This is a genomic window from Variovorax sp. J31P179 (assembly GCF_030316985.1).
In the GTDB taxonomy this organism is placed as follows: domain Bacteria; phylum Pseudomonadota; class Gammaproteobacteria; order Burkholderiales; family Burkholderiaceae_C; genus Variovorax; species Variovorax ginsengisoli_B.
In genome coordinates, this window is sequence record NZ_JASZYL010000006.1 from 380,690 (window position 1) to 398,432 (window position 17,743).

The 17,743-nt window shown below is 68.4% G+C and carries 21 protein-coding genes and 1 tRNA gene; 11 read left to right on the plus strand and 11 right to left on the minus strand.

Annotation, left to right across the window (positions count from 1 at the left end):
- Positions 1 to 2 precede the first annotated feature (2 nt).
- The 3 genes from QTI17_RS18240 to QTI17_RS18250 all read left to right on the plus strand — a co-directional run bounded on the left by QTI17_RS18240 (position 3) and on the right by QTI17_RS18250 (position 658).
- Positions 3 to 79: transfer RNA gene (locus tag QTI17_RS18240), tRNA-Met, on the plus strand.
- A 99-nt stretch (positions 80 to 178) separates the two neighbouring features.
- On the plus strand, positions 179 to 370 hold the full coding sequence (locus QTI17_RS18245) for a type II toxin-antitoxin system RelE/ParE family toxin (protein ID WP_353506717.1): 192 nt from the start codon (positions 179 to 181) through the stop codon (positions 368 to 370).
- A 3-nt stretch (positions 371 to 373) separates the two neighbouring features.
- Positions 374 to 658, plus strand: coding sequence for an addiction module antidote protein (locus QTI17_RS18250; RefSeq protein ID WP_286534825.1), 285 nt, complete (start codon positions 374 to 376; stop codon positions 656 to 658).
- Positions 659 to 696: 38 nt separating this feature from the next.
- Here QTI17_RS18250 and QTI17_RS18255 read toward each other — a convergent pair whose 3' ends face one another.
- On the minus strand, positions 697 to 1,860 hold the full coding sequence (locus QTI17_RS18255) for a glycosyltransferase (protein WP_286534826.1): 1,164 nt from the start codon (positions 1,858 to 1,860) through the stop codon (positions 697 to 699).
- A gap of 5 nt (positions 1,861 to 1,865) precedes the next feature.
- On the minus strand, positions 1,866 to 2,750 hold the full coding sequence (locus QTI17_RS18260; RefSeq protein ID WP_286534827.1) for a UDP-2,3-diacylglucosamine diphosphatase: 885 nt from the start codon (positions 2,748 to 2,750) through the stop codon (positions 1,866 to 1,868).
- A gap of 112 nt (positions 2,751 to 2,862) precedes the next feature.
- Between QTI17_RS18260 and QTI17_RS18265 the strand changes: the two genes are divergently transcribed.
- A complete protein-coding gene (locus QTI17_RS18265) occupies positions 2,863 to 4,584 on the plus strand; it encodes a lysoplasmalogenase family protein (RefSeq protein ID WP_286534828.1) in 1,722 nt (573 codons plus the stop codon).
- Positions 4,585 to 4,596: 12 nt separating this feature from the next.
- Here the strand turns inward: QTI17_RS18265 and ruvB are convergent, their stop codons facing one another.
- Positions 4,597 to 5,652: a Holliday junction branch migration DNA helicase RuvB gene (gene ruvB, locus QTI17_RS18270; RefSeq protein WP_286525515.1), complete on the minus strand. Its 1,056-nt coding sequence runs from the start codon at positions 5,650 to 5,652 to the stop codon at positions 4,597 to 4,599.
- Positions 5,653 to 5,739: 87 nt separating this feature from the next.
- Here ruvB and QTI17_RS18275 point away from each other — a divergent pair, with 87 nt between their 5' ends.
- Entirely contained in the window at positions 5,740 to 6,174 is a 435-nt protein-coding gene (locus tag QTI17_RS18275) for a hypothetical protein (RefSeq protein ID WP_286534829.1), read from the plus strand.
- A 9-nt stretch (positions 6,175 to 6,183) separates the two neighbouring features.
- On the opposite strand, the gene ruvA is transcribed toward QTI17_RS18275, so the two are convergent.
- The gene (ruvA, locus tag QTI17_RS18280; RefSeq protein ID WP_286525520.1) at positions 6,184 to 6,756 is read right to left on the minus strand and encodes a Holliday junction branch migration protein RuvA; all 573 of its coding nucleotides are present in this window, start codon (positions 6,754 to 6,756) and stop codon (positions 6,184 to 6,186) included.
- Between the two features lie 33 nt (positions 6,757 to 6,789).
- Here ruvA and QTI17_RS18285 point away from each other — a divergent pair, with 33 nt between their 5' ends.
- Together QTI17_RS18285 and ybeY are read left to right on the plus strand one after the other, a co-directional pair.
- Complete coding sequence (locus QTI17_RS18285; protein WP_286534830.1) at positions 6,790 to 7,731, plus strand: PhoH family protein; 942 nt, start codon at positions 6,790 to 6,792, stop codon at positions 7,729 to 7,731.
- A gap of 1 nt (position 7,732) precedes the next feature.
- The gene (gene ybeY / locus QTI17_RS18290; RefSeq protein ID WP_286534831.1) at positions 7,733 to 8,185 is read left to right on the plus strand and encodes an rRNA maturation RNase YbeY; all 453 of its coding nucleotides are present in this window, start codon (positions 7,733 to 7,735) and stop codon (positions 8,183 to 8,185) included.
- Positions 8,186 to 8,262: 77 nt separating this feature from the next.
- On the opposite strand, the gene dtd is transcribed toward ybeY, so the two are convergent.
- Both dtd and QTI17_RS18300 read right to left on the minus strand, forming a co-directional pair.
- The gene (gene dtd, locus QTI17_RS18295) at positions 8,263 to 8,706 is read right to left on the minus strand and encodes a D-aminoacyl-tRNA deacylase (RefSeq protein ID WP_286534832.1); all 444 of its coding nucleotides are present in this window, start codon (positions 8,704 to 8,706) and stop codon (positions 8,263 to 8,265) included.
- Positions 8,703 to 9,623, minus strand: coding sequence for a cation diffusion facilitator family transporter (locus QTI17_RS18300; RefSeq protein WP_286534833.1), 921 nt, complete (start codon positions 9,621 to 9,623; stop codon positions 8,703 to 8,705). The genes dtd and QTI17_RS18300 overlap by 4 nt, the downstream gene beginning before the upstream one ends.
- Before the next feature lie 135 nt (positions 9,624 to 9,758).
- On the opposite strand from QTI17_RS18300, the gene QTI17_RS18305 reads away from it, so the two are divergent.
- Positions 9,759 to 10,265, plus strand: a complete 507-nt coding sequence (locus QTI17_RS18305; protein ID WP_286534834.1) for a FecR family protein — start codon at positions 9,759 to 9,761, stop codon at positions 10,263 to 10,265.
- Positions 10,262 to 10,873 carry an OmpA family protein gene (locus QTI17_RS18310; RefSeq protein ID WP_286534835.1) on the plus strand — a complete coding sequence of 204 codons (612 nt, stop codon included), beginning with the start codon at positions 10,262 to 10,264 and terminating at the stop codon, positions 10,871 to 10,873. Before QTI17_RS18305 ends, QTI17_RS18310 begins: the two co-directional genes overlap by 4 nt.
- Positions 10,874 to 10,893: 20 nt before the next feature.
- On the opposite strand, the gene tyrS is transcribed toward QTI17_RS18310, so the two are convergent.
- A complete protein-coding gene (gene tyrS / locus QTI17_RS18315) occupies positions 10,894 to 12,126 on the minus strand; it encodes a tyrosine--tRNA ligase (RefSeq protein WP_286534836.1) in 1,233 nt (410 codons plus the stop codon).
- A gap of 157 nt (positions 12,127 to 12,283) precedes the next feature.
- On the opposite strand from tyrS, the gene QTI17_RS18320 reads away from it, so the two are divergent.
- Both QTI17_RS18320 and QTI17_RS18325 read left to right on the plus strand, forming a co-directional pair.
- Positions 12,284 to 13,636 (plus strand): M23 family metallopeptidase, encoded by a 1,353-nt coding sequence (locus tag QTI17_RS18320; RefSeq protein WP_286534837.1) that lies wholly within the window; start codon positions 12,284 to 12,286, stop codon positions 13,634 to 13,636.
- 39 nt (positions 13,637 to 13,675) lie between these two features.
- The gene (locus QTI17_RS18325) at positions 13,676 to 14,785 is read left to right on the plus strand and encodes an anhydro-N-acetylmuramic acid kinase (RefSeq protein ID WP_286534838.1); all 1,110 of its coding nucleotides are present in this window, start codon (positions 13,676 to 13,678) and stop codon (positions 14,783 to 14,785) included.
- Here the strand turns inward: QTI17_RS18325 and mdtD are convergent, their stop codons facing one another.
- The 4 genes from mdtD to rplM all read right to left on the minus strand — a co-directional run bounded on the left by mdtD (position 14,786) and on the right by rplM (position 17,603).
- The gene (gene mdtD / locus QTI17_RS18330) at positions 14,786 to 16,204 is read right to left on the minus strand and encodes a multidrug transporter subunit MdtD (RefSeq protein ID WP_286534839.1); all 1,419 of its coding nucleotides are present in this window, start codon (positions 16,202 to 16,204) and stop codon (positions 14,786 to 14,788) included.
- A gap of 74 nt (positions 16,205 to 16,278) precedes the next feature.
- Complete coding sequence (gene erpA / locus QTI17_RS18335; RefSeq protein WP_286370102.1) at positions 16,279 to 16,650, minus strand: iron-sulfur cluster insertion protein ErpA; 372 nt, start codon at positions 16,648 to 16,650, stop codon at positions 16,279 to 16,281.
- Between the two features lie 116 nt (positions 16,651 to 16,766).
- On the minus strand, positions 16,767 to 17,159 hold the full coding sequence (gene rpsI, locus QTI17_RS18340) for a 30S ribosomal protein S9 (RefSeq protein ID WP_183027376.1): 393 nt from the start codon (positions 17,157 to 17,159) through the stop codon (positions 16,767 to 16,769).
- Between the two features lie 12 nt (positions 17,160 to 17,171).
- On the minus strand, positions 17,172 to 17,603 hold the full coding sequence (gene rplM, locus QTI17_RS18345) for a 50S ribosomal protein L13 (protein ID WP_286370103.1): 432 nt from the start codon (positions 17,601 to 17,603) through the stop codon (positions 17,172 to 17,174).
- Between the last annotated feature and the right edge of the window lie 140 nt (positions 17,604 to 17,743).

Below are 17,743 nucleotides of genomic sequence, written 5' to 3' on the forward strand. Positions count from 1 at the left end.
TCGGCTCTTTAGCTCAGTCGGTTAGAGCGATGGAATCATAATCCACAGGTCCGCGGTTCGAGTCCGTGAAGAGCCACCATACAAATCAAGGGGTTACGTGCAAACGTAACCCCTTTTTCTTTCGTCCGCCTTTTGCTGGCAGGCGCTCTGCAGGCAACTTCGTTGGCTGCGGTCGCGCGTGCTGTGCTCGATTCCGAGCCCACCACGCGACGGCCTGTCGGAAATGCGAATCGACGAGGGACCCGGCTACCGGGTCTATTTCATGCGCCGCGGTGCGATCCTGATTGTTCTGCTGTGTGGCGGCGACAAGGCCACACAGTCTGCCGACATCAACAAGGCCAAGGCACTGGCCGCCGACTGGAAGGAGTAAGCCATGACCGAACGATTTTCCCGTTACGACACTGCCGACCACCTCAAGACAGAGGAAGAGATCGAGACCTATCTGCAGGCATGCGCCGATGAGAACGACCCCGCCCTGATGGTCGCCGCGCTCGGCGACGTGGCGCGGGCTCGCAACATGATGCAGCTCGCCAAAGACGTAGGCCTGTCGCGTGCGGGGCTGTACAAGGCGCTGTCTGGGGAGAGCAACCCCAGCTATGCCACGGTGCTGAAGGTCGCCAATGCGCTGGGCTACAAGTTCTCGGTGACGCACATTTAGCCTGGCGATGGACGTGCCACCACTCCCAGGAAAGCCTGCTATCCCACCGATAGCAGGCTTTCTTCATTCAGCGCCTCGGCCCGCGCCAGGATGCCCGCCAGGATCCCCGGCAGTTCGAACATCGCCCGGTTGCGCACCTTGCGCGTCGCCGCCTGGTAGCGGCCCAGCTGCCCGGTCAGCGCGTCGACCGCCTGGTCGACCTTGGCGAAGCTGCTGCAGACCAGCCCGACCCCCTGCTCGCGCACCCACTGGGCGTTGTAGCGTTCCTGCGGCAGCGTCCAGCGGTTGCGCACCACGATCACCGGCAATTGCATCTGCACCGCCTCGCTCAGGCAGCCCGGGCCCGGTTTTCCGATGAAGAAATCGGCCAGGCGCATGTAGTGCGCGATGTCGGGCGTGAACTCCAGCACCAGGCGAGGCGCCCGCGCCGGCAGCGCGCGCAGGGCCCGCGCCAGCGCCGCGTTGTGGCCGCAGGCGAGGATGAGCGGGGTCTCGGGCAGGCGCTTCGCGATCCCGAGCATCGCCTTCGAGCCCTGGCCGCCGAACAGCACCATGCCGGTCGGCCGGTCGGCGTCGAGGCCGAGTCGCCCCCGCTCGACCGCCCGGTCGACCCGTGGCGGCTCGTGGAACGCCGCCCGCATCAGCATGCCCGAGCTGGCATGGATCCGCGCGTCCGCATAGCCCGCCGCGCGGGCCTGCTGCACCGCCTTGGCCGAGCCGCACACCAGGTGCTGGTCCAGCCCCTGCTCGATCCAGAAATGCGGCGGATGGTCGGCCAGGTCGGTCAGCACGGTCACGTAGGGAACGCCCGGCAAGGTCGAGCCCAGCGACTCGCACAGCGCGCGATTGAAGTTCGGGATCAGCGACACGACCATGTCGGGCTCGGTCGCCAGCCAGTGCTGCTGCAGCTGCCGCAGCAGCGGCGCGTGGCCCCAGCGGATCATGCCCTGCAGCAGCTTGAGTTCCTGCGCCAGGCCGAGCGTCCAGCCGCGCGCGAGCCGCTTGTTGTAGACGTCCTCGGGGTCCATGCCGGTCAGCTTGCGGAAGCTGTCCTTCGGGTCCAGCACCTCGCGCAGGTTGACCCGCCGCACGGTCCATGGCAGCCCGGCGCGCGCGATAGCCGCTTCCAGTGCCAGCGCCGAAGCGCGATGGCCGCCGCCGGCATTGAAGTAGACGAGGTCGACGGTTCGCGCGCCGGACATCGCCGTCATGCGGGAACCGCCGCCGCGCGCCGCGAAGCCGCCGCCCCGAGGCCCGTCCGCGTCGGCAACTGGCCCGCCCAGTGCAGGATCTCGAGCGACCCGTCGGCATGCTCGGCCAGCGCCGTCAGGCTCTCGACCCAGTCGCCGTCATTGGCATAGAGGATGCCGTCGATGTCGCGCAGTTCCGCGTGGTGGATGTGGCCGCAGACCACGCCCTGCACGCCGCGCCGGCGGGCCTCTCGCGCCACCGCGCTCTCGAAGTCGCCGACGTAGCTGACCGCGCGCTTGACCTTCAGCTTCAGGTACTTCGACAAGGACCAGTAGGGCAGCCCCATGCGCGCGCGCAGCGAGTTGAGGTGCCGGTTCAGCTTCAGCGTGAACTCGTAGAGCGAATCGCCGACATGGGCCAGCCACTTGGCGCACTGGATCACGCCGTCGAACAGGTCGCCATGCATGACCCACAGCTTGCGGCCGTCGGCGGTCTCGTGGATCCACTCCTCCGCGACGTCGATGCCGCCGAAGTTGTGCTGCAGGTACTTGCGCGCGAACTCGTCGTGGTTGCCCGGGATGAAGATCACGCGCGTGCCCTTGCGGGCCTTGCGCAACAGCTTCTGGATCACGTCGTTGTGCGCCTGCGGCCAATACCAGTGGCGTCGCAGCTGCCAGCCGTCGATGATGTCGCCGACCAGGAACAGCGTCTCGCACTGCGTGTGCTTCAGGAAGTCGAGCAGCGCCCGCGCCTGGCAGCCCGGGGTGCCCAGGTGCAGGTCGGAGATCCAGAGGGTCCGGTAGGTCTGTGGCGGCCGCGTGACTTCTTCGTCGTCGGTGGTGCCACCGGCCGGGCCGGTCGTGTCGCGCCATGCGCGAAGGAAAGCGTCGTCGCGTTGCATGGACGGACACGATCGCAGCCGCCCGTGACGCGCCGGAGGCGTCGCGGTGACGCCCGCATGACAGGGGAAGCCTGGATATGTGACGGTGGCGCTGCACCCGAAAATCCCGCTCATGCGACCCGGCCAGATCATCGTCCTCGCGACACCGTTCTTCTTCCTGCTCATCGGCATCGAGTTCTTCGTCGGCCGGATGCGCGCGCGCCGCGGCATCGGCCAGGACACCTACCGCCTGCCCGACACGCTCAACAGCATCGGCCTCGGCATGCTGAGCCAGATCAGCGCCGCCCTCACCGGGCTGCTGCGCATCGGCATCTACACCGCCATCTGGTCGGCCTTCGCGCTGTTCCCCGACACCGACTTCTGGACCCGCTGGTACGGCTGGCTGCTGGCGCTGGTCTTCTACGACTTCTGCTACTACTGGCTGCACCGTTTCGGCCACGAGAGCGCCGTCCTGTGGGCGGCGCACGTGGTGCATCACCAGAGCCAGCACTACAACCTGTCGACCGCCTTGCGCCAGACCTCCAGCGGCGCGCTGTTCGGCTGGATCTTCTACCTGCCGATGGCGATCGCCGGCGTGCCGCCGCTGGTGTTCGGGGTCGTCGCGCTGGTCGACCTGCTCTACCAGTTCTGGGTCCACACCGAGCAGGTCGGCAAGCTCGGCTGGTTCGACCGCTGGTTCTGCTCGCCGTCGAACCACCGCGTGCACCACGCAGTCAACGACCGCTACGTCGACCGCAACTACGGCGGCGTGCTGATCGTCTGGGACCGCCTCTTCGGCAGCTTCCAGGAAGAAGGCGAGCGCTGCGTGTACGGCACCCGCAGCCCGCTGCGCAGCTGGGACCCGCTGTGGGCCAACGCCGAGGTCTATGCATCGCTGGCGCGCGACAGCTGGCGCACCCGGCACTGGAGCGACAAGCTGCGGCTGTGGTTCAAGCCGCCCGGGTGGCGGCCGGCCGACCTCGCCGCGAACGATCCGAAGCCGCCCTTCGACATCGCCGGCGTGCAGCGCTACGAGCCGCCGGCCTCGCGCGGCGTGCAGGCCCTCGCGGCGCTGCAGTTCATCGCGCTGCTGGGCGGCGCCACCGCCTTCCTGTGGTTCTCGGACACGCTCGCCTTCACCACCTCGCTGGTCTGGCTCGGCGCACTGACCGCCGGGCTCTGGGCCACGGGCGCCGTGCTGCAGGGCCGGCTGCCGGTGATCGGCGTGCTGTTCGTCGATGCCGCCGCGCTGGCGACCGCGAGCGGCGCGCTCGGCATCGCCGGCCTGCATGTCGTCGCCAAGCCGCTGGCGCTCGCGATCCTGATCGTCTTCGCCGGCCTGCGTGCGCGCAGCGACGCCATGCCGGGGCGCTTCGCCCTGCTGCTGCTCGCGGGGCTGGCGGCCTCGCTGGCCGGCGACGTCCTGCTGATGTGGCCGACGCTTTTCATTCCCGGCCTGGTCGCCTTCCTGCTGGCGCACCTGGCCTACATCGCACTGTTCGCCGAAGGCGTGGGCCTCTTTCCGCGCCGACAAGCGCTGGCCGCCACGCTGGCGGTGGGCGTCTCGATGTACGGCTTCCTGTGGTGGGGCGGGCTGCCGGCCGGCCTGCGGATCCCGGTCGGCCTGTACGTGGTGGTGATCGCCTGCATGGCAGCGCAGGCGCTCGGCCGCGCGGCCGTGCTCGGCGATGCCGGGGCGCGGCAGGTGGCGCTGGGCGCCTGCCTGTTCATGCTGAGCGATGCGCTGCTGGCCACCAACCGCTTCGTGCAGCCGCTGCCGGTGGCTTCGCTGTGGGTGCTGGCCAGCTACTACGCGGCGCAGTGGCTGATCGCGGCGAAGGTGCGCGCGCGCTGAATTGGCGCCCGCTCAGCTGCCGAACATGTCCCCGTCGCGCTGCGGCGGCGCCACACCCAGGTGCCGGTAGGCCGCCAGCGTCGCGATTCGCCCGCGCGGCGTGCGCTGCAGGTAGCCCTGCTGGATGAGGTACGGCTCGATCACGTCCTCGATCGTGCCCGACTCCTCGCCGATGCTGGCCGCGATGTTGTCGAGACCGACCGGTCCGCCATCGAAGCGATGGATCACGGCTTCGAGCAGCTTGCGGTCCATCAGGTCGAAGCCCTGCGGGTCGACGTCGAGCATCGCCAGCGCCTTGTGCGCGACGTCGATGGTGATGCGACCGTCGCTCTTCACCTGCGCATAGTCGCGCACCCGTCGCAGCAGGCGGTTGGCGATGCGCGGCGTGCCGCGCGAGCGCTTCGCGATCTCGAGGCCGCCTTCATCGTCCATCGGCACGCCGAGCAGCCCGGCACTGCGCCGCACGATGCGCGCGAGCTCTTCCGCCGTATAGAACTCCAGCCGCGCCACGATGCCGAAGCGGTCGCGCAGCGGATTGGTCAGCATGCCGGCGCGCGTGGTGGCGCCGACCAGCGTGAAGGGCTGCAGGTCGAGCTTGATGCTGCGCGCCGCCGGGCCCTCGCCGATCATGATGTCGATCTGGTAGTCCTCCAGCGCCGGGTAGAGGATTTCCTCGACCACCGGCGACAGCCGGTGGATCTCGTCGATGAAGAGCACGTCGTTGCGCTCGAGGTTGGTCAGCAGGGCGGCCAGGTCCTTGGGCTTCTCGAGCACCGGGCCCGAGGTCTGGCGCAGGTTGACCCCGAGCTCGGCCGCGATGATGTGCGACAGCGTGGTCTTGCCGAGCCCCGGCGGGCCGAACAGCAGCACGTGGTCGAGCGCCTCGGCCCGATGGCGCGCCGCACCGATGAAGATCTCCAGCTGCTCGCGCACCTTGGCCTGGCCGACGTACTCGTCGAGCAGCTTGGGCCGCAGCGCGCGCTCGATGGCTTCCTCGTTGGGCGAAGCGGGTGCGGCCGAGACCACGCGTTGCGGGGCCGGGGCGAAGTCGTCGGTCTGGATGGTCATGGAGCGGATCGGAAGAGGACGCAGTTTAGAGCTTGTTCGGGGCCCCGCTGCGGCAGAATGCGCCAGCGAAAGGAGGCCGATTCACCCATGAACGACAACGACCGCGCGCTCTGTGCCGCCACCGCGGGCCTGCTGCGCGCCAGCGGCGTGATCGCGGTCTGGGGCCTGGCGCTGGCCTTGATCGCCGGCCTGGTGCTGGCCCTGACCGGCCGCTCGCTGCCGGCAGCGTCCTGGGCCACCTTCGCGTTGATCGCGCTGGCCGGCCTGCCGGAGCGCTACCTGGCGCTGCGGCTGCGCGTCGACACCGCCCTGTTCGAGGGCCTGGCCCAGGGCACGATCGCCTCGCTCCCGGTGCTGGACCACACGCTCGAGCAACTGGGCCTGCGGCGCGGCAGCGAGGCCGCGCGGGCACTGGCCGACCGAGTCCTGGGCACGCGGCTGGCCATGCAGCGCCACGGCATCGTGGTGGTGCTGCAGACCGTGGTGTTCGCGCTCGCCCTGGCGCTGCAGGACAGCCGCTGAACCCGGCCGCTACTTCGCCAGCGCCCGCAGCGCCAGCTTGATGCCCTCGCCCACCGCCACGTCCTTCGGCAGTGCCTTGAGCGAGGCGGCCGCTTCCTTGTCGCTGTAGCCCAGCGCCACCAATGCCTGCAGGATGTCGGCCTGCGCGTCGGTCGCGGCATGGGCGGGCAGCGCGATGTCGGCGCCCAGCTTGCCCTTGAGCTCGAGCAGCAGCCGCTCGGCGGTCTTCTTGCCGATGCCGGGAATCTTCACCAGCCGGCCGGCCTCCTGCAGCGTGATCGCCTGCGACAGCTCACCCACGCTCATGCCGCTCAACACGCCCAGGGCGGTGCGCGGCCCGACGCCGGAGATCTTGATCAGCAGCCGGAAGGCGGCCCGTTCCTCGGCGGTGCCGAAGCCGTAGAGGATCTGGGCGTCTTCCCGCACCACGAAGTGCGTCAGCAGCGAAACCCGCTCGCCGGCACCCGGGAGGTTGTAGAAGGTGCTCATCGGCACATCGACCTCGTAGCCGACGCCGTTGCAGTCCACCACCACCTGCGGCGGATTGCGTTCGGCCAGGATGCCGGTGAGTTTGCCTATCATGGGTGCCCTTTTCGCTTTTGAAATGAAACTCGCGTGATTCTGCGACACACCTTCGCCCCGCCCAACAACACGCGCCTGGGCCACCTCTGCGGCCCGCTCGACGCGCACTTGCGGCGCATCGAGGAAGCACTCGACGTCAAGATCGCGCACCGCCACGAGCAGTTCAAGATCGACGGCTCCAAGGTCAACGCCCATCGCGCCATGGAAGTGCTGCAGGCGCTCTACGAGATCGCCCAGCGCGTGATCGACCCGGCGGTGGTGCAGCTCACGCTGGCCAGCGACAGTTCGATGGACGACGAGGACGCCCCGGTGCTCGCCACGCGGCGGCCCGACCTGCGGGCCCGCACGCCGACCCAGGCGCTCTATCTCGAGAACATCGCCAGCCACGACATCACGCTGGGCATCGGCCCCGCGGGCACCGGCAAGACCTACCTGGCGGTGGCCTGCGCGGTCGACGCGCTCGAGCGCAGCGCGGTGCAGCGCATCGTGCTGACGCGGCCCGCGGTCGAGGCCGGCGAGCGGCTCGGCTTCCTGCCCGGCGACCTGACGCAGAAGGTCGACCCCTACCTGCGGCCGCTGTACGACGCCCTCTACGACCTGATGGGCTTCGACCGCGTGCAGAAAGCCTTCGAACGCAATGCGCTCGAAATCGCACCACTGGCCTTCATGCGCGGGCGCACGCTCAACAACGCCTTCGTGATCCTCGACGAGGCGCAGAACACCACGGTCGAGCAGATGAAGATGTTCCTGACCCGGATCGGCTTCGGCGCCAAGGCGGTGGTCACCGGCGACGTCAGCCAGATCGACCTGCCCAAGACCCAGCCCAGCGGGCTGATCGACGCCGAGCGCGTGCTCAAGCGCGTCAACGGGATCGCCATCACGCGCTTCACGAGCGCCGACGTGGTGCGCCATCCGCTGGTGGCGCGGATCGTCGATGCCTACGACAACGCGCGCAAGCGCACCGCGGCGCACTGACATGGCACTGCCGGACCTGTCGCTGTCGCTCCAGTTCGCCCGCTTCAAGGGCGTCGAGCGCCATCGCGCCGCCCTGCCGCGGCACAGCGTCGCCCGCTGGATCCGGCACGCACTCGATGCCGACGGCGAGATCACGGTGCGGATCGTCGATGCCGACGAAGGCCAGCAGCTCAACCGCGAGTTCCGCGGCAAGGACTACGCCACCAACGTGCTCACCTTCGACTACGCGCAATCCCCGGTCGTGATGGCCGACCTGGTGCTGTGCGCGCCGGTCGTGGCACGCGAGGCGAAGGAGCAGCGCAAGACGCTGGCCGCGCACTACGCCCACCTGCTGGTGCACGGCACCCTGCATGCGCAGGGCTGGGACCACGAGACCGGCAAGGCCGATGCCGAGGAGATGGAGGCGCGCGAGATCGAGATCCTCGCGGGGCTGGGGGTAAGGAACCCTTACTGAGACCTTGCGGGACCGCCTGAGACTTTGCGGGACAGACCAACAAACTGCGCAGCAGTTTTTGCTCTGTCCTCAACTGATCAGATCCGCATCTCCAGCGGTATCGTCACCGGCCCATCGTTCACCAGCCGCACCTGCATGTCGGCGCCGAATTCCCCCGTCGCCACCACCGGATGCGCATCGCGCGCCCGGTCCACGAAATACTCGTACAGCCGCCGCCCTTCATCGGGCGCCGCCGCCTGCGTGAAGCTCGGCCGGTTGCCGCCGCTGACGTCGGCCGCCAGCGTGAACTGGCTCACCACCAGCAGGCCGCCGCCGACGTCCTGAACGCTGCGGTTCATCTTGCCGGCGTCGTCCGCGAAGATGCGCAGCTTCAGGATCTTCGCCAGCAGCCGGTCGGCCACCGCATCGGTATCTCCGCGCTCGGCGCACAGCAGCACCAGCAACCCCGCATCGATCGCGCCCACAGTGCGCCCGGCGATGTCGACCCGCGCGCTGCCGACGCGTTGCAGCAGCGCCTTCACAGCGTCTCGGCCCTCGGCGTGGCGCGCGCCTCCATGCCCAGCGGCAGCAGCTGGATGGTCACGCGCAGGCCCGGCAGCGCGTCCATCAGCGCCTGCTCCAGGCCATCGCGCAGTCCGGCGGCGCGCTCCAGCGACCAGGCACCCGGCACGTGCATGTGGAGGTCGGCGAAGCGCCGCTGGCCGGCCCGGCGGGTGACGATGTCGTCGAAGCGCAGCTGCGCTCCCTCCGGCACGCCGGTCGCGAAACGTTCGAGCGTGGCTTGCAGCAAGGCCAGCGACTCGGGCTCGATCGCCTCGTCCATCAGGCCCTGCGACGAGCGCCAGACCAGCGACAGGCCTTCGCGCACGATGTTCAGCGCCACGCCGATGGCCAGCACCGGGTCGAGCCAGAGCCAGCCGGTCAGGTGGACCGCCACGATGCCGACCACCACTGCCGCCGAAGTCCAGACGTCGGTGACCAGGTGGCGCGCGTCGGATTCGAGCGCGATCGAGCGATGCACGCGCGCGGCCTTGAACATCACGAATGCCAGCCACCCATTGAAGGCCGAGCTGATGATCGACAGCCCCAGCCCCCAGCCGAGCTGCTCGAGCGGCTGCGGCGAGAGCAGCCGCAGCACCGCCACCCAGATGATGGCGATCGCCGCGCCGATGATCAGGATCCCTTCGAATCCCGACGAGAAGTACTCGGCCTTGTGGTGGCCATATGGATGCTCGTCGTCCGCCGGGCGGGACGCGACCGTGACCATCGCCAGCGCGAAGGTGGCGCTCGCCAGGTTCACGAACGATTCCATGGCGTCCGAGATCAGCCCCATGGAGTTGGTGATGTAGCCGGCCGCGCCCTTCAGCACGATCGTGACCAGGGCGACCAGGATCGAGACGCGCAGCAACTGGGCGGGAGTCAGCGAAGCGAATTTCAAGGGATGAAAGGTAACAACAATGCAAAGTGCGGACAAAGGCGCAATGACCGGGCGGGCCGCGCTGGTGGATTATCGGGGTCGGTCCGCCCCTCGCGTACCATCGACTGCAACGCCCAGAATCGTTGCGGAGGTCCAGTGAACAAGAATTCGAACCAGGTCCTGCGGGGCCTCGTCCTCGCCCTGGCCGGCGTCGGCGCCCAGATCATCCATGTCGGCAACGCCCTCGCGGCCGAGACGTCCAAGCCCTCGGCAGCCGAGGAACGCGCCGGCATCGTCAAGTCGGTCCGCGGCGATGTCCAGCTTCTCAGCGGCAGCGCCAAGGCACGGGCCGCGTTGGCCGGCGACGCCATGGCGCCGATCGACCGCCTGCAGACCGGCGCCGACTCCGGCGCCAGCGTGGTGCTGCGCGACGGCACCACCCTGGTCGTCGGCCCGTCCTCCAGGCTGGACCTCAAGCAGTTCCATTTCGACTCGACCACCCAGGACGGCGGCATGGTGGTCTCGCTGCTGCGCGGCACGCTGCGCATGGTCACCGGCCTGATCGGCAAGACCCATCCCGATGCCGTGCGTGTCGAGACACAAAGCGCGGTCATCGGCATTCGCGGCACCGACTTCATCGTCGAGACGGATTCGCAGCCGTGACGCCTCGCTCCCTCTGCCTGCTTGTCACGCTCCTGGCATCCGCCCTGCTCGCCGCCTGCTCCACGCCGCCGACCACCCGTGTCGTGCTGCTGCCCCAGGCCGACGGCAAACCGTCCGCGGTGGTGGTCAGCACCGAGGACGGCGAGGAAACGCTGTCGCAGCCCTACGAGCGGGCGACGGCCAAGCTGGGCGCCCACGGGGCGCCGAACGTCGACAAGGCCGACCCCGAGCGCGTCAAGCAGCAGAACAAGACGCTGTTCGAGCTGATGCCGCCGCCCGCACAAAGCTTCACCGTCTACTTCGAAGTCGGCGGCACCGTGCTCACTGCCGCCTCGCAAGTCACCATGAACGAGGCCCTGGCGGCGGCCCTGGCGCGCAGCGGCGGCGAGATCGTGGTCACGGGCCACACCGACACGGTCGGCGCGCAGGCACGCAACGACAACCTGTCGCTGACCCGCGCGCTGGAAATCCGGCAGCTCTTCATCGCCCGGGACTTCCCGCCGGTCCGGATCGAGGCCGTGGGCCGCGGCGAGCGCGACCTGGCGGTGCGCACGGCCGACGAGGTCGCCGAGCCCCGCAACCGCCGCGTGACGATTGAAGTGAGATAGCCCGCAGCGGGCCGGGCGGCTCAGCTCAGGGTCACCTTGGCGAACTTGCGCTTGCCCACCTGGACGACGTAGGTGCCCTGGGGCAGCTTCAGCGCCTTGTCGCTGACCACCGCCGAGTCGACCCGGACCCCGCCGCCATCGATCAGGCGGTTGCCTTCGGAGGTCGAGGGCGCCAGGCCGGCCTGCTTGAGCAACTGGGCGATGCCCAGGGGGGCGCCGCCCAGCGCGACTTCCGGAATCTCGTCGGGCACGCCGCCTTTGCTGCGGTTGATGAAGTCCTGCTCGGCCGCCTCGGCCGCCGCGGCGCTGTGGAAGCGCGCGGTGATCTCCTTGGCCAGCGCGACCTTGGCGTCCTTCGGGTTGCGCCCGGCCTCGACCTCGGCCTTGAGGGCCGCGATCTCGGCCAGCGACTTGAAGCTCAGCAGGGTGTACCAGCGCCACATCAAGGTGTCGGAGATCGACAGCACCTTGGCGAACATGGTGTTCGGCGCCTCGCTGATGCCGATGTAGTTGTTCTTGCTCTTCGACATCTTCTCGACGCCGTCGAGCCCCTCCAGCAGCGGCATAGTAAGTATGCACTGCGGCTCCTGGCCGTATTCCTGCTGGAGATGCCGGCCGACGAGCAGGTTGAACTTCTGGTCGGTGCCGCCCAGCTCGAGGTCCGACTTGAGCGCCACCGAGTCGTAGCCCTGCATCAGCGGGTAGAGGAACTCGTGCACCGAGATCGATTGCCCGGCCTTGAAGCGCTTGCTGAAGTCGTCGCGCTCCATCATCCGTGCCACCGTGTACTTGGCGGCGAGCTGGATCATCCCGCGGGCGCCCAGCGGATCGCTCCACTCGGAGTTGTAACGGATCTCGGTCTTGGACGGGTCGAGTACGAGACTTGCCTGTTTGTAGTAGGTTTGCGCGTTGGCCTCGATCTGCTCGCGGGTCAGGGGCGGCCGGGTGCTGTTGCGCCCCGACGGATCGCCGATGGTGGTGGTGAAGTCGCCGATCAGGAAAATCACCGTATGGCCCAGGTCCTGCAGCTGGCGCATCTTGTTGAGCACCACGGTGTGGCCGATGTGGATGTCCGGCGCGGTCGGGTCGAGGCCCAGCTTGATCCGCAGCGGCGCCCCGGTCGCCTCGGAGCGCTGGAGCTTGCGCACCCACTCCTCCTGGGGGAGCAGCTCGTCAGTCCCACGGAGTGAAATTTCGAGGGCCTGTCCTACAACTTCGGACAGACTTGTGGATGTAACAAAACCGGGGTTCATGGGGCTCTTTGGCTGTTTTCTCTATGGCCGAAGCTATACTCAGCCCGACTTTTCCAAGCGCCGGATTCTAAGCGGCGCTGTGAACGCACCGTCCTGCCGCCCGTCCGACACGGCCCTCGCAGTACGGATTTGCTGAACCTGAGCTGGAATTCGAAGTTTGATCAACGGCATTCTTGCCGCCGAGGAGCTGATTGCTTCGCGCGTGGCTCACACATTCCGGACGTACCCGAAGCAGATCACGGCTGCGATCGCCGCGTTGCTGCTGTCCGCTGGTGGCGGTGCCTTCGCTGTCGCCTCGCTCGGCCCCGACGCGGCCGAGATCCCGGTCAAGCAGGTGTTCGAGGCCGTTGCGCCGTCCACCTCCTTCGCCGACCAGATCGAGGCGCTCGACGCCCACAGCTTCACGCTGTTCCGCACCGAAATCACGCGCTCGAGCGACACCGCCGAGGCCCTGCTGCAGCGCCTCGGCCTCTCCGACCCCGCGGCCGCCGCCTTCGTGCGCGGCAACGCCGACGCCCGGGCCGCGCTGTTGAGCCGTCCCGGCCGCACCGTGACCGCCGAGGCGACCCAGGAAAACGCCCTGAAGAAGCTCAGCGCCCGCTGGATTCCCGATGGCGACGGCGGCTTCAAGCGCCTGGTGGTCGAAAAGACCCCGACCGGCTTCCGTGCCCGCACCGAGACCGATGCCCTGACGCCCGGCACCCGGCTGGCAAGCGGCGTCGTGCGGACCTCGCTGTTCGCCGCCACCGACGACGCCCGCATCCCCGATCCGGTCGCCAGCCAGCTGGCCGACATCTTCTCGGGCGATGTCGATTTCCGCTCGCTGCGCAAGGGCGACCGCTTCGCCGTGGTCTACGAGACGCTCGACGCCGATGGCCAGACCCTGCGCACCGGCCGCGTGCTGTCGGCCGAGTTCGAAAGCAACGGCAAGCTCTACCAGGCGCTGTGGTACCAGGAGCCCGGCCAGAAGGGCGGCTACTACCGCCCCAGCGGCGACAGCCTGCGGCGCGCCTACCTGAGCTCGCCGGTCGAGTTCTCGCGCGTGACGAGCGGCTTCGCGATGCGCCTGCACCCGATCCTCAACAGCTGGCGCCAGCACCACGGCATCGACTTCGCCGCCCCCACCGGCACCCCGGTGCGCGCGGTCGGCGACGGCACGGTCGAGTTCGCCGGCACCCAGAACGGCTACGGCAACATCGTCATCCTGAAGCACCACAACAACCAGGAAACCGCCTACGCCCACCTCAGCCGGGTCGATGTCAAGGTCGGCCAGAGCGTCAGCCAGAGCCAGACGCTCGGCGCCGTCGGCTCCACCGGCTGGGCCACCGGCCCGCACCTGCATTTCGAGTTCCGGGTCAATGGCGAGTACCACGACCCGGCCACCATCGCCCAGCAGGACGGCGGCGCGCCCATCACGGCGGCCAACCGCCCCGCCTTCGAGCGGCTGGCGCTCGCCACGCGCACCGAGCTGTCGGCGGCCTTCTCGGTCGTCCAGGCCAGCGCCGACTGACGGCCGGCCGCGCGGCCTCATCCTCCGCCTGACCGCCCCATGGCTGAATTCTTCATCGGCCTGATGTCGGGCACTTCGCTGGACGGCGTCGACGGCGTCCTGGCGGATCTCTCGGACGGCGGCATCGCCGTCCAAGGGTATGCCGCGGCCCCCTTCCCCGTGGGACTGCGGGCCGAGCTGATGGCGCTCAATATCCCGGGCAACAACGAGTTGCACCGCGCCGCCCTGGCCGGCAACGGCTTGGCCCGGGTCTACGCGCAGGTGGCGCAGCAGTTGCTCGAAGATGCCGGCCTGGCGCCCGACGCCATTGCCGCCATCGGCGCCCACGGCCAGACCGTCCGCCACCGCCCGGGCGAGTTCGACGAGGTCGGCTACACGCTGCAGATCAACAACCCATCGCTGCTGGCCGAGCTCACCGGCATCCGGGTGGTGGCCGACTTCCGCAGCCGAGACCTGGCGGCGGGCGGCCAAGGGGCGCCCCTGGTGCCGGGCTTCCACCGGGCCCTGTTCGCCCGCCCCGACGAGGCGGTGGCGGTTCTGAACATCGGCGGCATCTCCAACCTGAGCCTGTTGCCGGCCGGCGAAGGCACCGTGCTGGGCTTCGATTGCGGCCCGGGCAACGCGTTGATCGACCACTGGTGCCAGACCCACATCGGTCAGCCCTTCGATGCCGGCGGCCAGTGGGCCGCCAGCGGCCGGGTGCTGCCGGAGCTGCTGGCCCGGCTGCTCGCCGAACCCTATTTCGCCAAGCAGCCGCCGAAGAGCACCGGGCGCGACCTGTTCCATCCGAACTGGCTGGCCTCGCACCTCGGCACCTCCGAGGCGACGCCGGCCGACGTGCAGGCGACCCTGACCGAGCTCACCGCGAGCACCTGCGCGGCGCATCTGCAGCGCCATGGCGCCGACAGCCGGACCCTGATCGTCTGCGGCGGCGGCGCCCTGAACCAGCACCTGCTGGCCCGGCTGCGCGCCTTGCTGCCCGCGGTCGAAGTGGTGTCGTCCGCCGAGCGCGGACTGCCGCCGCAGCAGGTCGAGGCCGCGGCCTTCGCCTGGCTGGCGCGCGCCACCTTGAACGGTGAAGCCGGCAACCTCGCCAGCGTCACCGGCGCCCGCGGCCCGCGGTCGCTGGGCGGCATCTACCCCGCCTGATCAGCCCTGGCCCGAGACCTCGGGCTGGGCCGGCTGCACCGCCCGGGCTTCGGGCGGCAAATGCCAGAAGATCAGGGCCGAAGCCAGCGTGACCAGCCCCATGCTCGCGAAGGTGGCCTCGAAGGCATGCAGGGTGGCCAGCGGGGTGGCGCTGCCGAACACCTCGGTGTAGCCGCCCAGCACCGCGCTGGCGGCCGCCACGCCCATGCTCATGGCCAGCATCTGGACCATCGACAGCAGCGTGTTGCCGCTGCTGGCCATGCTGCCGTCCAGGTCCTTGAGCGTGATCGTGTTCATGGCCGTGAACTGCAGCGAATTGACGGCGCCGAACACGAGCAGCTGCACGATCTGCAGCGCCGCCGGCTGGTCGGGCGTGGCCAGCCCGAAACTGGCCATCGTCAGGCCCACCAGCGCCGTGTTGACCACCAGCACGCGGCGATAGCCATAACGCAGGATCAGCGGCGTGGCAAAGCGCTTCATCGCCATGCCGGCGAGCGCGATCGGCAGCATCATGAGCCCGGCCTTCAGCGGCGAGTAGTTCATCGACACCTGCAGCAGCAGCGGCACCAGGAAGGGCATGCAGCCGCTGCCCAGGCGCGAGAACAGGTTGCCCAGCAGCCCGATGCTCAGGGTCGGGATGCCGAACAGCGCCGGCTCGAACAGCGGGTCGGGGCGCCGCTGCGCGTGCAGCCAGTAGGCCGTGATGCTGGCGAAGCCGAAGATCATCAGCACCACCACGCCGACGCCGTGCAGCCCGAGGCCCGACACGCCGTCGATCGCCAGCGAGACCGTCACCATGCCGAAGGCCAGCATCGCATAGCCCACGCCGTCGAAGCGCCGCTGCAGCGCGGCCCGCAGGTCGGGCATGAAGTAGAGCGTGGCGACGCAGCCGGCCAGGCCCACCGGCACGTTGATGAGAAAGATCCAGTGCCAGGAGGCGTACTGCACCAGCCAGCCGCCCAGGGTCGGCCCCAAGAGCGGGCCGATGAGGCCCGGGATGGCGACGAAGCTCATCGCCGCCAGGAACTCGGCCCGCGGCACCGAGCGCAGCAGCGCCAGCCGGCCGACCGGCAGCAGCAGCGCCCCGCCCATGCCCTGCACCACCCGCGCCGCGACCAGCTGGCCGATGCCGCGCGACAGCGCGCACAGCACCGAGCCGATCACGAACAGCACGATGGCCGAGAAGAAGACCCGCCGGGTGCCGAAGCGGTCGGCGATCCAGCCCGAGGCGGGGATCAGCATCGCCATCGTGAGCGCATAGGCCACCACCACCGACTGCATCCGCAGCGGGCTCTCGCCGAGGCTGGCGGCCATCGCCGGCAGTGCGGTGTTGATGATGGTGGCATCCAGCGTCTGCATGAAGAAGCCGACGGCCACCAGCCACAGCAGGCTCTTGCGCGGGGATTCGGGGGAAGTCATCGATCAGGGAAATGGGCAGGCAGCAAAAAGCCGCCCGAAGGCGGCTTTTTCACGGGCGGCGATGCGCCGGCACGTCAGGCCGAGAAGCTCGAGCCGCAGCCGCAGGTGCTGGTGGCGTTCGGGTTCTTGATCACGAACTGGGCGCCCTGCAGGTCTTCCTTGTAGTCGATCTCGGCGCCGACCAGGTACTGGTAGCTCATGGCGTCGATCAGCAGCGAGACACCGTTCTTGGTCATGGTGGTGTCGTCTTCGTTGGTGATCTCGTCGAAGGTGAACCCGTACTGGAATCCCGAGCAGCCGCCACCCTGCACGAACACGCGCAGCTTGAGGTCGGGATTGCCTTCTTCGGCGATCAGGTCGGCGACCTTGGCGGCCGCGCTGTCGGTGAAGACGATCGGCTCGGGCATCATGGCCGGGGTCTGGATGGTTTCTGCAACGGCGCTCATTGTGAGGGGACTCCTGTGGGGCCGAACTTTGCGGCCGATCGACGAATGCTACTTCAACCAACAAAAAACCGCCCGAAGGCGGTTTCTTGACATTGCGAGCGGTAAGCCCAAACGCCTTAGCGCTTGGAGAACTGCTTGCGGCGGCGTGCGGAATGCAGGCCGACCTTCTTGCGCTCGACTTCACGCGCATCGCGCGTCACGAAGCCAGCCTGGCTCAGCACCGGCTTCAGCGTCGCGTCGTAGTCGATCAGCGCGCGGGTGATGCCATGGCGCGCCGCGCCGGCCTGACCCGATTCACCGCCGCCGGCGACGTTGATCATGATGTCGAAGGTTTCGACGTTGTTCGTCAGGAACAGCGGCTGCTTCGCGATCATGATGGAGGTTTCCCGGCCGAAATAAGCCTGGATGTCCTTGCCATTGACCGTGATCTTGCCGGTGCCCTTCTTGATGAACACACGGGCGACGCTCGATTTGCGACGGCCGGTGCCATTGTTCCATTCACCAATCATTCTCAAGGCTCCTTACAGTTCCAGCACTTTGGGCTGTTGGGCGGTATGCGGGTGCTCTGCACCACCGTACACCTTGAGTTTCTTGATCATCGCGTAGCCGAGCGGGCCCTTGGGCAGCATGCCCTTGACGGCCTTTTCCAGGGCGCGGCCCGGGTGCTTGGCTTGCATGTCGCGGAAGTTCGTCGCCGTGATACCGCCCGGGTAGCCCGAGTGACGGTAGTACACCTTGTCGATCGGCTTGGCGCCGGTCACGCGGAGTTGCGATGCGTTGATGATGACGATGAAGTCACCGGTGTCGACGTGAGGCGTGTAAATGGCCTTGTGTTTGCCGCGCAAACGGAGAGCAACTTCGCTGGCTACTCGTCCGAGGACCTTGTCGGTCGCGTCAATCACAAACCACTCGTGCGTCACGTCAGCGGGCTTGGCGCTGAACGTTTTGGTCATGAGTTTTCTCTTTTGAAGAGGGTTTGGCGGGCCCTTTTCCACGGTCGGCGTTCCTCTTGCGGGAATCTCTTAGGTGGTGGTTGTCCTCCGCCGCGGGGCCACAAAAGCGCTGCGAAGCCCTCGATTATATGAAGAATCGG

Coding starts and splice junctions, on each gene's coding strand:
- QTI17_RS18250 (WP_286534825.1), top strand. CDS start 374: ATGACCGAACGATTTTCCCGTTACGACACTGCCGACCACCTCAAGACA.
- QTI17_RS18255 (WP_286534826.1), bottom strand. CDS start 1,860: ATGTCCGGCGCGCGAACCGTCGACCTCGTCTACTTCAATGCCGGCGGC.
- QTI17_RS18260 (WP_286534827.1), bottom strand. CDS start 2,750: ATGCAACGCGACGACGCTTTCCTTCGCGCATGGCGCGACACGACCGGC.
- QTI17_RS18265 (WP_286534828.1), top strand. CDS start 2,863: ATGCGACCCGGCCAGATCATCGTCCTCGCGACACCGTTCTTCTTCCTG.
- ruvB (WP_286525515.1), bottom strand. CDS start 5,652: ATGACCATCCAGACCGACGACTTCGCCCCGGCCCCGCAACGCGTGGTC.
- QTI17_RS18275 (WP_286534829.1), top strand. CDS start 5,740: ATGAACGACAACGACCGCGCGCTCTGTGCCGCCACCGCGGGCCTGCTG.
- ruvA (WP_286525520.1), bottom strand. CDS start 6,756: ATGATAGGCAAACTCACCGGCATCCTGGCCGAACGCAATCCGCCGCAG.
- ybeY (WP_286534831.1), top strand. CDS start 7,733: ATGGCACTGCCGGACCTGTCGCTGTCGCTCCAGTTCGCCCGCTTCAAG.
- tyrS (WP_286534836.1), bottom strand. CDS start 12,126: ATGAACCCCGGTTTTGTTACATCCACAAGTCTGTCCGAAGTTGTAGGA.
- QTI17_RS18325 (WP_286534838.1), top strand. CDS start 13,676: ATGGCTGAATTCTTCATCGGCCTGATGTCGGGCACTTCGCTGGACGGC.
- mdtD (WP_286534839.1), bottom strand. CDS start 16,204: ATGACTTCCCCCGAATCCCCGCGCAAGAGCCTGCTGTGGCTGGTGGCC.
- erpA (WP_286370102.1), bottom strand. CDS start 16,650: ATGAGCGCCGTTGCAGAAACCATCCAGACCCCGGCCATGATGCCCGAG.
- rpsI (WP_183027376.1), bottom strand. CDS start 17,159: ATGATTGGTGAATGGAACAATGGCACCGGCCGTCGCAAATCGAGCGTC.
- rplM (WP_286370103.1), bottom strand. CDS start 17,603: ATGACCAAAACGTTCAGCGCCAAGCCCGCTGACGTGACGCACGAGTGG.